General features: G+C 33.9%; 12 protein-coding genes. 6 read left to right on the top strand and 6 right to left on the bottom strand.

Going from position 1 to position 16,257, the window contains the following annotated elements; translation table 11 throughout:
* Window positions 1-277 precede the first annotated feature (277 nt).
* Window positions 278-1,087 (top strand): TlyA family RNA methyltransferase, encoded by an 810-nt coding sequence (locus OXU93_RS04315; protein WP_267384705.1) that lies wholly within the window; start codon window positions 278-280, stop codon window positions 1,085-1,087.
* Here the strand turns inward: OXU93_RS04315 and mraY are convergent.
* The gene (gene mraY / locus OXU93_RS04310) at window positions 1,079-2,176 is read right to left on the bottom strand and encodes a phospho-N-acetylmuramoyl-pentapeptide-transferase (RefSeq protein ID WP_267384704.1); all 1,098 of its coding nucleotides are present in this window, start codon (window positions 2,174-2,176) and stop codon (window positions 1,079-1,081) included. The two genes, OXU93_RS04315 and mraY, sit on opposite strands and share 9 nt — an antisense overlap.
* A gap of 76 nt (window positions 2,177-2,252) precedes the next feature.
* Window positions 2,253-2,483, bottom strand: coding sequence for a DUF3134 domain-containing protein (locus tag OXU93_RS04305; RefSeq protein ID WP_267384703.1), 231 nt, complete (start codon window positions 2,481-2,483; stop codon window positions 2,253-2,255).
* Window positions 2,484-3,136: 653 nt separating this feature from the next.
* Here OXU93_RS04305 and OXU93_RS04300 point away from each other — a divergent pair.
* Window positions 3,137-4,351 (top strand): M20 metallopeptidase family protein, encoded by a 1,215-nt coding sequence (locus OXU93_RS04300; protein ID WP_267384702.1) that lies wholly within the window; start codon window positions 3,137-3,139, stop codon window positions 4,349-4,351.
* Between the two features lie 1,756 nt (window positions 4,352-6,107).
* On the opposite strand, the gene OXU93_RS04295 is transcribed toward OXU93_RS04300, so the two are convergent.
* Window positions 6,108-6,671, bottom strand: coding sequence for a DUF2808 domain-containing protein (locus OXU93_RS04295; RefSeq protein WP_267384700.1), 564 nt, complete (start codon window positions 6,669-6,671; stop codon window positions 6,108-6,110).
* Window positions 6,672-6,889: 218 nt separating this feature from the next.
* Here OXU93_RS04295 and OXU93_RS04290 point away from each other — a divergent pair, with 218 nt between their 5' ends.
* From OXU93_RS04290 to OXU93_RS04280, 3 genes are all read left to right on the top strand, one after another.
* Complete coding sequence (locus OXU93_RS04290) at window positions 6,890-8,155, top strand: lipid-A-disaccharide synthase (protein ID WP_267384699.1); 1,266 nt, start codon at window positions 6,890-6,892, stop codon at window positions 8,153-8,155.
* A 138-nt stretch (window positions 8,156-8,293) separates the two neighbouring features.
* Window positions 8,294-8,932 carry a hypothetical protein gene (locus tag OXU93_RS04285; protein ID WP_267384698.1) on the top strand — a complete coding sequence of 213 codons (639 nt, stop codon included), beginning with the start codon at window positions 8,294-8,296 and terminating at the stop codon, window positions 8,930-8,932.
* A 748-nt stretch (window positions 8,933-9,680) separates the two neighbouring features.
* Window positions 9,681-9,950, top strand: a complete 270-nt coding sequence (locus OXU93_RS04280) for a YggT family protein (RefSeq protein ID WP_267384697.1) — start codon at window positions 9,681-9,683, stop codon at window positions 9,948-9,950.
* A 644-nt stretch (window positions 9,951-10,594) separates the two neighbouring features.
* On the opposite strand, the gene frr is transcribed toward OXU93_RS04280, so the two are convergent.
* On the bottom strand, window positions 10,595-11,143 hold the full coding sequence (frr, locus tag OXU93_RS04275; protein ID WP_267384696.1) for a ribosome recycling factor: 549 nt from the start codon (window positions 11,141-11,143) through the stop codon (window positions 10,595-10,597).
* Window positions 11,130-11,852: a UMP kinase gene (pyrH, locus tag OXU93_RS04270; RefSeq protein ID WP_267384695.1), complete on the bottom strand. Its 723-nt coding sequence runs from the start codon at window positions 11,850-11,852 to the stop codon at window positions 11,130-11,132. Before pyrH ends, frr begins: the two co-directional genes overlap by 14 nt.
* 563 nt (window positions 11,853-12,415) lie before the next feature.
* Between pyrH and OXU93_RS04265 the strand changes: the two genes are divergently transcribed.
* A complete protein-coding gene (locus tag OXU93_RS04265) occupies window positions 12,416-13,252 on the top strand; it encodes a phosphoadenylyl-sulfate reductase (protein ID WP_267384694.1) in 837 nt (278 codons plus the stop codon).
* A gap of 141 nt (window positions 13,253-13,393) precedes the next feature.
* On the opposite strand, the gene OXU93_RS04260 is transcribed toward OXU93_RS04265, so the two are convergent.
* Window positions 13,394-16,093, bottom strand: a complete 2,700-nt coding sequence (locus tag OXU93_RS04260; protein ID WP_267384693.1) for a DNA polymerase III subunit alpha — start codon at window positions 16,091-16,093, stop codon at window positions 13,394-13,396.
* Between the last annotated feature and the right edge of the window lie 164 nt (window positions 16,094-16,257).

Below are 16,257 nucleotides of genomic sequence, written 5' to 3'. Positions count from 1 at the left end.
ATCCATATAATTCATGTTTAGATTTTGCTATACTAGAACAGGTAAACAAAGTCTTACTCAAAAAAGTTTTTCTATTAAATATTAATTCAAATAATACAAATTTGAGCTTGATTGCTTGATTGTAGAGATGAAAAACAATTTCCACTTTTTAGTTTGATTGATAATTAATTATTTAGTTAAAAAGACATATATTCTTCTAATAAAAATAGACATCTTTTAGCTCTATCGTAATCATATAGATAAATTAAACATTTACAAATAATTACAAATAATACCTGTGAGTAAACAACGTCTTGATATTTTATTGGTTAATAGAAAATTGTGTTCTTCCCGCCAAGAAGCCCAGGGATTTATTCGAGCTGGAGAAGTTAGAGTATATCAACAAGTTATTGACAAGCCAGGAACCCAAATTGACACTACAGCCGATATTCAACTACAAGCTAAAGCTCGCTATGTTTCTCGTGGAGGTTTTAAGCTCGAAAAAGCTTTAAAGACCTTCAATATAGCTATACCAGGACGAATTTGTCTAGATGGTGGTATTTCAACTGGAGGCTTTACCGATTGTTTATTGCAGTCCGGGGCAAAACAGATTTACGGAGTGGATGTAGGTTATGGACAAGTAGCATGGCGTTTACGTCAAGACGAGCGCGTTCTTTTGAGAGAAAGAACTAATTTTCGCTATTTAATCGCCTCTGATTTATATGGGAACAGCCCTCAAGCCGACTTAGGGGTAATGGATGTTTCATTTATCTCTTTAACTAAATTATTAGGGACTCTATGGAATTTACTAGTAATTCCCAAAGAAGTTATTTTACTAATTAAGCCTCAGTTTGAAGTAGGGCGGTCGCGGGTTGGAAAAAAAGGGGTTGTTCGTAACCCCAAAGATCACGCTCAAGCTATTAATCAAGTTCTACAAGCAGCTTGTTCCCTGGGATGGTACTATCATGGGCTAACCGAATCTCCTATTACTGGACCTGCGGGAAATGTTGAATATTTATTATGGTTGCGTTGTGATCAACACAAAAAGGCGCCCCAACTTAAAACTATTGAGGAATTTACTAGCTCCATACTCAATAGACTAAGTTAAGATAACAGCTAACACTACCAGTCCTGCATTAATTAAATAGAATGTCCCTACAATTTTAGTCTCAGCCCAACCACTTAATTCTAGATGATGATGCAGCGGAGCCATTTTAAACAATCGCTTGCCTTGTCCATTAGGTCCCTTAGTTGCTTTATAGTAAGTGACTTGGGCAATAACTGAGAGAGACTCAACAAAAAAAATTCCACTAATAATAAATAATTCCCAAAGATTACCACTGAGAATACCTACTGCCCCAAGAGACCCCCCTAATGCTAGAGAGCCTGTGTCGCCCATAAAAACCTTAGCAGGGTTGCGGTTGTGTACAACAAACCCCAGACATCCTCCACTTAGACAAGCACAAAAAATCATTAATTCTGAGTTATCACAACCTACTAATATCCCTAACCCTAAAAATGCTAAAGACCCATTTCCTGCTGCTAAGCCGTCTATCCCATCAGTGAGATTGGTGGCATTACTCTCAGCTACTAAAACAAATCCTGCGAATAACCAAAAGAAAAGTCCTAGATGCAAAGTAAGATTACCAGGAAAGACAATATCAGTAATATTAGGTGATTGGCTCAAAAATACCCAAAAGCAAAAAACAACAGCGATTACAATTTGTAAAATAAGTTTTACCCAAGGACTAATTCCCTTATTGGATTTTTGTCTTAAAATCTGCCAGTCATCTATCCATCCAATTCCAAGATAAGCAAAAGTAACGGCTGAGACGGCAATGACAGTTGGATTAAAATTTGTCAAAATTAGAGCTATTATCACACCGACTGGGACAAAAAAAATCCCCCCCATAGTCGGAGTTCCTGCTTTGGTTAAATGAGCCTGGGGACCATCTTCTTGAATAACTTGTCCAGTTTTAAGTCGTCGTAGTAGGGGAACTATTCCATAACCAAGAACTGCACTAATAGTGGCAGAAATATCAAGAGAACACATTAGTGTCAGGCTGAGGTTAATTGGTCGCCCAATAAGTCTAACTAATCCTAAACTTAGAAGGTTTAATAGCACGGTCAATAGAATCAGTAGAAAGGTCCCTGACGGTTTTTGAATGAGGTTTGAAGGGGAGAATTTAGCGTCCACAACTACCTTAAAATATTGAGAATCGAATAATAATCAACACAAAAAACATAGCGCAAGGTTGATGGGATGGGATAGCTTAGTCTTCATCTAAATCAATATCATCATCATCATCATCATAGCTATCATCAACGTCCATCAGCTCCGATATTTCCTCATCCTCTTTTAGAGTACTTCTCAAATCCTCTCGTTCACGAGGAATAAGACGGTCATTAGCTTTCAGCCAATCTAGAATAGAAGAATCGTACTTGACCGGAATCACTACAGCCGGTTCATAACGCGCTTCTTGTCGTAAAGAAGGATTGTACATAAGTTTATTCTTGAGTTTACCGAAACACCATTAGAGTGTACCATCGGAACCCCTTCTTTGTCTCTATCTCATAGAAGTTTCAGCCTGACTACCAGTTAATGCTTTTCTCTATTTATAGTATATGCAAAAGTTTATAATATTTACTTTAATCTATTTATTTTTACTAAAAACCATTTAGATAATTTACGCTAATAAATCAAGACATTTTTTAGGATTTTTTTGTCTTAGAAAACAAGATAGTATTTAACAATTACTTTTTTGCTAGTATGTCATTAAGTTAATAAACTTAAATAATAAAATCAATGTAAACAACTTATATAAAACTGACTTTTATTTTTTGTATTTATATATTTTTTATTAGTTCAGCATTACGCTATTTGTTCATAAACATAAAGCATATATTATATCTATACATGCATATTAGACTATACTTAATTTCAGTTCTATGCAATAGTTATCTTGATTTAATAGTTTAAATTATGTAGTTTTTTATTAGAGATTAGATAAGCAAATAAATAATATTTTAAGATTAATATTTTTGACAAAAATTCTCTATATTTTACGCTCAATTATTTAATTAGTTACACTATATTTGTATACTATATATTTTTTGTTATAAGATATGATGGCATTCTTTCTGTTTATTATCGCATATGATTTTACCTGAAATTCTCTCAACACCTAGCATTGATTTTTCAAAAATTCGCCCAGATATTCTTTTATTACAATCAAAATTAGTTCAATGGCGTAGACAGTTACATATTCAACCAGAATTAGGATTTCATGAACAAGTAACGGGTATGTTTATCTCCCAAATCTTGACCACAATAGGTATTCCTCATAAAACAGGAATTTCTAAAACAGGAATTGTCGCCACCATTGCCAGTTCCCAGCCTGGACCAGTCTTAGCAATTCGGGCTGACATAGATGCTTTACCCATTCAAGAAGAGAATGAGCTTCCTTATCGTTCTCAAAATGATGGTATCATGCATGCCTGTGGACACGATGGACATACAGCAATTGCTTTGGGGACAGCTTATTATCTATGGCATCATCGCCATGATTTTAAAGGAACCATCAAGATCATTTTCCAACCTGCTGAAGAAAGTCCAGGAGGGGCAAAACCGATGATTAATGAAGGAGTTCTCAAAAGTCCTGATGTAGATGCAATTATTGGATTACATTTGTGGAACAATTTCCCTTTAGGAACGGTAGGGATAAGTAGTGGACCATTAATGGCAGCAGTAGAGTGTTTTCATCTAGACATTTTTGGAAAGGGTGGGCACGGAGCAATGCCTTATCAAACTGTTGACTCTGTGATAGTTGGTGCTCAAATTATTAATGCTTTGCAAACGATTGTTTCGCGTAATGTTAATCCCCTTAACTCAACTGTCATTACAGTAGGAGAACTGCACGCAGGAACAGGATTAAATCTGATTGCAGATAAGGCTAGGATGAGTGGTACTGTACGCTATTTTAATCCTAATTTAAAAGGATATTTTAATCAACGTATTGAAGAGATTGTTTCAGGAATTTGTCAAACTTTTGGGGCAACTTATGAGCTAGATTATTGGTGGTTGTATCCTCCAGTTATTAATGATAAAAAAATAGCAGATTTAGTGTGCTCAGTAGCTATGGATGTTGTAAAAACTTCTGATAGAATTGTTTCTTCTTATCAAACTATGGTAGGAGAAGATATGTCTTTCTTTTTAGAAGAAATACCAGGATGTTATTTTTTATTAGGGTCAGCTAATCAAGATAAAGGGTTGACCAATCCTCATCATCATCCTCGTTTTAATTTTGATGAGACGGCATTACTTATAGGAGTTGAAATCTTTGTTGGAGTTGCTGAAAAATTTTGTCAATAGAGTAGAAAAATAATATGAAGTTATCAATATTTATTTTGGTAAAAATTTTAGTATTTAAATTAAAATTACTATAGTTCTTTAGAGACACAGCTTAAAGTTTTTTATAGAGGATGCACCTAAAAATAATGGTTAGTATTCAAAAATAATACATTTACATATGAAACCTATCTATTCAGTATTCATAAAACTAATTAGAAAAAATTGGCAAATATAGTAGTATTAAGGATAACCAAGACATTATAAAGTTCTCAAACTATTTTGTAATCTGCTATTATCTATTTATTTATATCAGCATTACTTAATGCTGATATAAATAAATAGCACTGTGTTACTTTGTTCCATAAGTTTAAAAATAATTTTACAGATACATCCAAATGTATTTTTTAATAATTGAGCAACTAAATACATTTTAGGCAATAAACAGATAAGATATTTTGTTAAGTAGAATAATGAAAATATTAAATATAAAGAAGATAGTCTATTCGAGACATTACTAATTAATAAGAACATAAAAAATACTACTAAAAAATATACCTAAACTATAAAATAGCTGTTTGATTAATAATCATCTTAGTCAGTAGATAAGTTGATTATTATTTTTGTTGACTAGAATTAGCTATAAGGTAGACATTTTTATAGAATCAAATTATATTTAGTTTCTTTATATTTTTTTAGTATTATAGTTCTATAATATTAAGCATTTGAGCTTTAGTTTTATGAAAAATAATATACCTCTGTATTTAATAAATTTTACGATATCAATATCAATTAACATGAAACATTTTTCACTAATTTCGTTCACAAACAACAGCATAATATTATTAATTAGAAGGTTATTTAATCTAAATAATGTTAATTACCTATGTTTTTATTAAAAATAGCCAACAAAACAATTACAGTAATCATAATTATTATTTCTTGCTTAATAATAAATAATAATATTATCTTTGTTTTTGTATAAATACCATCAATAGATAAATATATTAACAGTAATATTTAAACTTTTAACTAAAAACTACTGTAATACTTTCCAAAAAATTTAATAATGCTTTGGTCAAGAAAATTTTTAATTTAAGAATAAAAGAGTGGCAAAATAATCCATCAATATACTTGGCAATGTGGTATTTAGTAAATATTTTACATTTCTTATTCTTTTTCAAGAGATAGTTATTTAATATTTTAAAAATATTAGTTTAATTATTAAGAATAATCTTAAAAGAAGTTTATTTTAAATTTTAAAATTTTAACTTTTAATCCCTTAGGTTAGAAACGGGGGTATTATTTTTTTATATAAAATTATGTTGGTACTTCTCATTTTACTTGACCAGACTGAAACAAAACGAGAAACCACCAATTTTTGTCTAAACCTATTTTAAATAAATATCATCTAAATTTGCAACATCATGCAAAAATATTTTGGTGAAATACCAATAATATTTTTGCATGATGCTATAGAAGACAAAATTATTTAGTATTGTATATCCCCATTATTAGCTATAAATAAATATTATTTACTCACCTTTATATCATATCATTTTTGTTAAGCTAATTGTAATAAAAATAAATAGGATAAACGTTAAGATACTTTATCTAAAAAATTTTAGACTTACATAAGTTCTTTATCAATATTTGAATACATTTATAAAAAACTTATGTAAGCAACGTCTAGTTTGATGTGTTTAATTAAATAATGATCAATAATTGTTAATCCTTATCATTATCTAATTCTTCTTTAAGGGGTTCAATAATCAACAATTTAAACTCTTTCAATTGACACAATCCAGGTTCCTACATACATACGAATAGGGATATCTCCTGAACTCAAAACATCACAAATTAAATAATAAGTACCACTGCTAGGATTTTTTACACTAGAAAAGACAATTTCTGCCTTTTGGCTAGCCTCAATAGGTCTTTCTAGTTCAATCTCAACTACACGGCTTTCTTTATCCCAATAGACATCTTTTAAAGGTAAAGACTTACCATCAACACGAACTTCTACTTTATCAAGATTAAATTTACCATCGAATTTAGGTTTTTCAAGATAAGAGATAAAAAATTTACTTGCCCCTTGAGTTAACTTTTTTCCTGGAACATAAAGTCTATACCGTTCCCCTACTTGTCTAGGACGTCCATTAAAATCCAAATGATAATCGAGAATGTCTTTACGGTCATCAACCCCACTAAAAATTGTTAGTCCAGGATTACTGCCTGCCCAAGTTAGATCTTGAACACCAGTAAATAAACAACCAAACAAAGTTAAGCTGGAAATTAGACGCTTAGAAAGGAAAATTGCAGACAATAAAGGATTCTTATTCATAATTTATTTTTTAGCCAAAGGCATTTTAGGAGCAGACCAAGTCAACCTACTTATTGGGTCTTAGGATAACAAATGTCTTCCTGTTCTGGGGAAAAACTTAAGATAATCCTCTTAGGATTGAAACTTCAGTGAAAGGATCTTTATAAAGCAAGCAATTACTGAATTCAGCATATTATGAAGATGAAATATTTTTTTAAAAAAGGAGCGACAACTATACAATGCAACCAGCCGATATTCTCATTTTATCCAATGGACCAGGGGAGGTAACTACCTGGGTGCGTCCTGTAGTAAAAGCTATACGAAAAAACCCAGGCTGGGATACCTCTCAAATACGTATTTCTGTAGTATTATCTCCCTGCCCTCATTCTACTGGTCAAGAAGCTGCCATTGTACGTCGTTACCTAGAAGTTGATCGGGTTCAATCAAGTGAACATTTTTTTGATTTTTTATTATTGGGAAAAACAGCCGAGAATTGGGACTGGCATAAATACGGCATTGTCTTGTTTCTAGGTGGCGATCAATTTTATACAGTACTACTCGGCAAACGATTAAGATACCGCACTGTCATTTATGCGGAACGGGAGGCTCGTTGGTATCGTTGGGTTGATCGCTTTGGAGTTATGAATACAGATGTGATTAAATCCATTCCTAAATCCTATCAACATAAACTGACCTTAGTAGGAGATTTAATGGCTGATCTAATTCCTACTAGTGTGAGTTTATCCGAAATTAATTCTTCCCCTACCATTGGGATTTTACCCGGATCAAAACGAGGTAAACTGATACAGGGGATTCCTTTATGTCTGGCAATTGCCGAACAAGTTTATCAACAAAACCCCCAAACTCGTTTTATTCTTCCTGTTGCTCCTACCCTAGATTTATCCACTCTAGCCAGCTTTGCTGATTCAAGTCAAAATCCTATGGTGATGAAGATGGGGGGGGTGTGTGCAAAATTAGTCACGTCTAGTGCTGATTCATCCTCTTCTCCTTATTTAGAGACTCTTAGTGGACTTAAAGTACAATTAATTACCCAATTTCCTGCCTATGATTATCTCCGCCATTGTTCTCTAGCCTTAACCACTGTGGGCGCTAACACAGCTGAATTGGGGGCAATGGGGATTCCTATGATTGTCTTGCTTCCTACCCAACAACTGGATGCTATGCGGACTTGGGATGGGATTCCAGGAATTTTAGCTGGGTTACCTTTAGTGGGAAATACTTTAGCTAAAATTATTAATTTTATAATACTCAAACAGGGACGATTATTTGCTTGGCCTAATATTTGGGCTAATGAAGAGATCGTGCCGGAATTAGTGGGAGAATTGCAACCAACCGATGTCGCCAAGTTAATATTAGATTGGTTAGCTAATCCTATTCAACTGGCAGGAATTCAGGATCGCTTACTACAAGTTAGAGGACAGCCAGGAGCAGCGACTGAGCTTACTAACATCCTTAAGGAACAATTAACTTTACTCAATTCTTGATATAAAATTGAGCTATAACCTCCATTAATTTGAGTGGCTTTTTGTAAAAAAATTAACTAATAAGGGAAGACAAATGTTAAGATATCTCGAGTCTTCATAAAGTTGTTTTACCAAAACTCGGCTCGAGCGAGTTCTGCCATGTTAAAGGTGTTAATGCGCTACTTTAATTTGAATCGTCTAATGATTGCCTTGCTAGTCTCGGTAATTACCCAATCATGCCCGGTCCAAGCTCAAACATCTCTTATTAGCTCTAATAATGGTGAGGTGCTTGAATCTATACCAGATAACGAAGGAAAAATATCAGATGAAGATCCTAGTGATCCTGCTAATTTGCGTCCCCTGACTCAAGCTGACAGTTTACTTAGTCTACAAGGAGCTCAAAGACTCGTCTCGGAGGCTAATGAAGCTGTTAACACTGAAAACTATGATCAAGCGGCTAGTAAACTTCAGCAAGCTCGCAAGATTTTTAATCAGTTATCTAATTTCTATTTACAATTAGCTAAGAGTTTTTCAGGAATTGATAGTGATATTTATGAATCTCAGCGTAATAGTGCGTTAAAAACAGGTCAAATGAGAGATTCTGCCACTTATCAATTAGCTCTCGTTCATCGAGCACAAGATAAACCAGAATTGGCTGTTCCTTTATTGGTTCAAGTCATTCGCTCCCAAAATCCTACAACCGATCTAGGAAAAAAAAGTTATCAGCAATTATACGAATTAGGGTTTGTTGACGTGCCTTTTGGGACTTCATCAACAGCTACGACTCCCAGTAATTAAATTTAATCATTAAAAAAGTTTGACATGATCCATCATAGTAACTAACACTATGAGCTATTCTATTTTGTTTTTTGGGGCTATCAAAATAAATTTTAAATAGCTTTTAAATAGACTAGAGTAGTTTACAAATTTTTCTAGAACTATACCTTAACTTATAAAACTAATCTAGTATTCAGAATATAAATCAATATAAAAGGTAGATAGAATTAATGAACTCATAGGAGTCTAAAAAAACTAAATGCTTATATTAAATATAAATAAATAGGTATAAATCATTGGGGTCTAAAGGTTCTTAAAACTACTGGATTGCTTAAATAAAAAAAATTAAATTAACCTAATATTCAAATATTGTTAAGTTACTTTTTCTGGAAAGAGTTATTTTTTAGTCTCTAGTTCAGGTAATGTTTTTCTTTACAATATTGAAAGGTTTGTAAAATAAAAAAATCAAGGGTAATATCTCTTAATATGACTATGAAAGTGAAAGATAAAATATACTCATAAAGATATAGGAAAGTAATAAAACTGGTTATATAACGGCTAAAGAGTAAAGCTTCTGGAAGAAAGTTCAAGAGTTAATTAAAACAAAACTTACGTAATAACTGTTTTAAACAGCTTTTGATATAATCGTTATCAACTCGATTGGGGTCCCTCTGGAGCTCCTCAGTTTGTGATTGAAGAATCAGATTTGATATTCAATTAAGATCAACTTGTACAACAGTAATCAATTCATTAAGGAGGATTGTAACTTATGGCTGCTGCACTAATTATTGAAACCCTGATCAACTTTATCAACATATATTTACTGTTGATATTCGTTAGAATCTTACTCTCTTGGTTCCAAAGTACTGAATGGGCTTATAGTATAATGGCGTTCCTAAGTCCTATCACTGATCCCTATCTCAACATTTTTCGGTCTATTATTCCTCCTTTAGGCGGATTAGACCTTTCTCCCATTCTAGCGATTTTGGCATTACAATTTATGTCTTCTATGCTTACTCAGGTTCCCGCTATCTTCTAGTTTGAATAGTCATTATAGTCTTCACTTTTCTAGGAAATGAAGGTCTCACATTAGTGATAAGCTTGGATACTTTATTAAAGATGTCAGTTAATTGGTTGGGACCGTTACTTTAATATTAACTCACTGATTTTTAGGAGAACTTCAGTGATTTTATCTATACGGTTAGTTTAAATCGTATAGTATCTGCTCGTTATTAGGTTAAAAATTTGTTTAAAAGTATTAGCACAATAAACAGTTTGTTCTAAGGAAAAACTGTTTTTCTAAATACATTTTTAGCTTTTCTGATCACTATATAACAACTATTCGACAGTCTAGAAATACAGATAATAACTGTTGTTATTTAGCTAATTTAAGGAGATAAATTTGATGATTTATATTGAATAGTTGGATTTACGTAAGGGTTATCTTCAATAGAGTAATCAGCTAATCCAATAGCTACAGTGGGAAGATGATTATCATAGATATTCATCTATATTATTTCCTGTGGTTCAACATTAACTCCAACACTCCCTGCTCTCAAAAAGCAAGGAGTGTTGGAGTTAATGAAATTTCTATTCTATTAGGAGTTAGTAAGGGCTTATATTGATGAGGTCAATCTCTTACTGATACTGAGACTGGCTTTAGACAGGTATATATAATGCGAATTAAACTGTCATAATATCTTTTTCCTTGATCTTGAACAAATCGTCAATTTTCGTCGTAAACTTGTCAGTTATCTTCTGAATCTCATTCCGTAAATCATGTGATTCATCCTCAGAAATATCATTATTCTTTTCTTGTTTACGTACTGCATCAATGAAATCTCGACGGACATTTCGGATAGAGACTTTCCCCTCCTCAGCCAACTTTCCAGCTAATTTAACCATTTCTTTGCGCCTTTCTTCCGTTAAGGGAGGAATATTTAAACGAATAACCTTACCATCATTATTAGGGGTTAAACCAATATCTGAAAGGCTAATAGCTTTTTCTATTGCTCCCATGCTGCTTTTATCATAGGGTAGTATGTTAATAGTACTAGCATCGGGAATACTAATGTTAGCCAGTTGATTTAGGGGAGTTTCTGTCCCATAGTATTCAACTATTACCCTATCAAGAAGCGAAGCATTAGCTCTTCCTGTTCTAATAGTATTGAAAGACCGTTGAGTAGCCTCAATGGATTTTTGCATATGATCTTCAAGTTCAACTAACTTCACAGAAACCTCCCACAAGTGTACCAACCGCGTCTCCTTTGATGGCTCGAAGGATGTTACCCCGAACCGAAAGATTAAAGACAACGATTGGGATATTATTTTCTTTACAAAGGGCTATCGCTGTTCCATCCATTACCCGTAGATCATTGGCTAATACATGACCGTAGGTCAGACTTTGATAACGATGAGCCTTCGGGTTGATATTGGGATCACTATCGTAAATCCCATCGACTTTTGTCGCCTTAAAAACTACCTCCGCATCGATCTCGGCAGCCCGGAGTGCAGCTGTAGTATCAGTGGTAAAAAAGGGATTCCCCGAGCCAGCACCAAAAATAACCACGCGTCCTTTTTCAAGATGACGAATAGCACGACGACGGATATAGGGTTCAGCTACTTCTTGCATAGCTATAGCTGTCAGGACTCGTGTAGGAATTCCCCTTCGTTCTAGAGCATCTTGCAAAGTCATAGCATTCATAACTGTAGCAATCATACCGATGTAGTCAGCTGTTGCTCGGTCCATACCGGCCGAGGCCGCTTTAACTCCACGAAAGATATTCCCTCCCCCAACAACGATGGCCAATTGAGTGCCATATTTAATGACATCCGAAATTTCCTGAGCAATTTCGGCCACCACTTTAGGGTCAATGCCATAGCCTAGGTTGCCTATTAATGCTTCGCCGCTTAGTTTAACTAATACTCGCTGGTAAATCATCCCTTTGTTGCCACTGTTGAATTGAACCTAGAGTTTATATTTAATTAACACTCCCACCGGTGGAATCAAGTAGGGTTCTTGTTTCATTGGGTTTGTCTTATTCAAAAAGCAAGGGTTCTAAACTCGCTCGAGATTCCCCGCCACAAGTATTTGGTTAACTTCTACTGGCTGTCCGACAGCAGAGTGTTTTTTGCAACATGATTGATTTAAGTAGGTCTGTCAACTCAAGTCATATCAGTTACAGTGTCTAGACAATCATATCGCTCAATGACTCTTGGGTCCATCGATTCAATATTTTAGTTAGGCTTAATCTTAAAAAAATATAATGAATTAGCTATAAGAGTCGTTCTTTTTGGAACTAGGATAGAATGGAGTGATAAAGGTATAAAATTTTGGTTAAAATCAAATTTTAGAAGGATCACAAGTTTCGATGTCGAAATGCCCGAGTCTCTTTAACAATTGCGTCAGCAATTAACGGCGAGGACGTCGATGGGGTCGTTCAACTTTGATAGATACCATTGCTTAATATTAAGTTTGTTGAACACCAGGGAAACAGTTACCGAATGCCCCATATCAATTTGCTCAACACCCAAGTACAAGTAAATGGGACCAAATCTGTCTCTACTTATGGTTCTCAAGGACGCCACATCTCCAAAACTATTGGGCCCAGTCTTGACTTACAAGCAACCAATCAACTACACCTTGAAGCTAGTGCCCAAAATGTAGTTGATTGGTCTTCCACTACATTTGAAGAGGGATTGGTAATGAGTACTAGTTTTGGCATACAAGCGGCAGTCATGCTTCATTTGGTAACTCAAATTATCCCTAATATTCCTGTAATCTGGGTTGACACTGGATATCTTCCCGTAGAGACTTATCGTTTTGCTGAAGAACTAAGTAAACGATTAAAGCTTGATTTGAGAGTATATCAGTCTTCTCTTACCCCAGGACGTATGGAAGCTCTTTATGGAAAACTGTGGGATAAAAAGGATTTGGAGTCTCTTAACCAGTATGATCATATCCGCAAAGTAGAACCGATGCAAAGGGCGTTGCTTGAATTAAATGCTACAGCTTGGTTAGCCGGGTTGCGTAGAGCTCAAACGAGTCATAGGGAATCTTTAGAAAGAGTAGAAAAACAAGGAAATTACTATAAAATTTATCCGATTTTACATTGGAGTTCCCGTGATATTCATCAGTATTTGAAAACTCATAATCTACCTTATCATCCTTATTTTGACAAAGGATATGTTTCAGTCGGAGATTGGCATTCAAGTCGTCCTGTGATAGCAGGAGATGAAAGTGAACGAGATGGTCGTTTTCATGGACTTAAGCAGGAATGTGGGTTGCATTTACCCTTAACTCCTGAGGCTGCACAAAGTTTGGATTCAAGTACATTGTAATCTTTAATCTAGATATATACTTGAGTTAATAGAATTGTTTTTTAACATCAACCAAAATGGAGATACAATAAGTGGAAATCAATGGTTTCATACTATAAAGCTTACAGTGAATAGTTAGTTTGTGGTACGGTTCCCAGTTTATTATTGAATCCGGTGAGTTTTTTTATCATTATGTCCGGGAAAAATTTTCTTTAATTCTAATCCCTGTTCGAAAATGTCATTAATGGGGTACATTTTACCTTCAACAGTCATAAATTTATGGTCTTTTGTTGCTTGGATAATGGAACCGTCCTCAAGACAATATTCAAAAAGTTCTTGTTTACCTCGTGAATGCCACTGTTGAATAGGTTGAGTATAAACAAAGCCATTTTTGTCCACGGTATAAATGCTACAGTTAAGACCTTCCTCTACTATTTTCCCGATGGGAATTGCTCCATATTCGACAGTCAATATTTCTGTCTCATAACTTAAACAATATTCTGCAAATTTAACCATTTGTTCATATAGATTCTCTGCAATGTTTCTAGGAACGCCATTTTTAGTCGATCCATCAATAAAAATCTCTCGATGCTTTTTCATCTCTGAGATTTTCTTTTTCCCCATTGCGCGACGTAATAAATCTGCTTCTCCTAAAGAATAACCAGCTAAATCTTGTGCCATCTTCATGATTTGTTCTTGATAAACTAAGACAGCATAAGTTTCCTTCAGAATAGATTCCAATAAAAAATGTTCATATTGAATTGCTTCTTTCCCATGTTTACGATCAATAAATTTAGGAATTAGTCCTGCATCTAAAGGTCCAGGACGATAAAGAGCTAGGATAGAGGAAATGTCTTCAATTCCTGATGGTTTAAGATCTTTAACAATTTGCTTCATTCCCGATGATTCTAACTGAAAAATTCCTTCTAAATCTCCTTTTGCTAGAAGTTTATAGGTTTTTTCTATGTCAATTGGAAGTTTTTTAGCAGTTCCTTTAGCAATAATTTGTAAGGCTTTTCTCTCTTCTAGGGGTAATTGATCTAAATCTAAATCTAGATTTCTATTTTGCTTAATTAAGTCTGCTGTTTTCTGGATAGTTGTCAAATTTCTTAATCCCAAAAAGTCCATTTTTAACAAACCTAGGGACTCTAAATCTTCCATAAAATATTGAGTGATAACTGCTCCTTCATTATTTTTTTGAAGGGGAACAATTTCGTCTAAAGGTTCAGAAGAAATAACTACACCTGCAGCATGAACTCCAAAAGTTTTATTAGTTCCTTCAATACGAATTGCCATCTCCACCCAGTTACTTACAGGGATTTTACCAATCACGTTTCCTTTATCATCTTTAATATCTACTTTTTGATTATCATAAGCTTCTTTAAATTTTGGCTCCGGTGTTTCGCCAGAAATCATTACTTTTAGTTTAGTAGGTTTTCCCCGTGAGACTGGAATCATTTTTGCCATTTTATCGGAGTCTGCGTAAGAAATGTTTAATACTCTTGCCACATCCTTTAAAACAGCTTTAGAAGTCATGCGGTTAAAAGTAATAATTTGAGCAACATTAGCTTCTCCATATTTTTCTGTGACATACTTTATCATTTCATCCCGTCTTTCAATGCAAAAATCCGTATCAACATCGGGCATAGATTTTCGTTCAGGATTCAAAAATCTTTCGAATAAAAGTCCGTGATGAACTGGATCTATATTAGTAATTTTTAAGGAATAAGCGACTAAGGAGCCTGCAGCAGATCCTCTTCCAGGACCTACAGGAATTTTGTGATCTCTTGCATACTTAATATAATCCCAAACTACTAGAAAGTAACCGGAAAACCCCATTTTTTGTAATATTTTTAATTCATATATTAATCTTTCTTGATAGCTATCTGGTATCTCCTTACGAGAACAACATTTTAACCTTTCTATCAACCCTTCCCATGCCATTTCTTCAATATAACTATCAGGATTATGTCCTGAAGGAACAGGGTAATTAGGAATGCGAGGTTCTCCAAATATATTTTTATAATATTCAATTTTATTGGCAACTTCTAAAGTATTATTTATTGACTCTTCAATAACATTATTAGGAAGATGATCTCGAAATAACAACCTCATTTCTTCTGCAGATTTTAAATATTCAGTTCCACTATATCTAAGTCGTTTATCTTCTGTAATTAATTTCTGTGTCTGAATACAAAGTAAGGCATCATGAGCTTCTACATCATAACAAGAGATAAAATGAGAGTCATTAGTTGCAATAATTTTAATCTTTAATTGATCGGCAATTTTTACAATTTCTCGATTAACAATTCGATCTTCTCTTGAGCCATGATCTTGAATCTCTAGATAGAAGTCATCTTGAAATAAGTTCTGATACCATTCAGCAATTTGTTTAGCTCCTTTCAAATCTCCTGCCAAAATTCTTTGGGGAATCTCTCCTCCTATACAAGCACTAGTAACAATTAACCCTTCATGATATTGCTCTAGTAATTTCTTATTAATACAAGGACGAGAAAAAATGCCCTTGCCTTGAATGCCTTTGAGGTGAGATATAGTTGTTAATTTTACTAAATTTCTATAGCCTTGAATATTTTTAGCTAAGACAACTTGATGATATCTTCGATAACGTTTATTAACTTCAATATCTTCATTAATAACATACATCTCATTGCCTATAATAGGTTTAATTCCTTTATCACGGCAAACTTTCATAAGTTCGATCGCTCCGTACATTACCCCATGATCTGTTAGGGCAATCGCTGGCATTCCTAATTCCAAGGCACGATCAACCAAAGCATTAAGTTGAGATGCTCCATCAAGTAGACTATATTCACTGTGAATATGTAAACCAACAAAAGACATACGATTCCTCTTAAAAATCAAAATAGTTCTTTAATTTATAAACGATAAATTAAAGAACTCAATTATTTACTATCTAACTCTTTCTGTTAGATCTAGTGTACAAGGATGTTGTGAATTGTCTGATTCAACTTGTAGTCTTAAATGATCAATACTCAATTCATTAT

Origin of the sequence: Cyanobacterium sp. uoEpiScrs1, assembly GCF_947331815.1 — a bacterium.
Taxonomy (GTDB): Bacteria; Cyanobacteriota; Cyanobacteriia; order Cyanobacteriales; family Microcystaceae; genus Rippkaea.
Note: the sequence above shows the minus strand (reverse complement) of the source record. Positions and strands in the feature narration are given on the sequence as shown.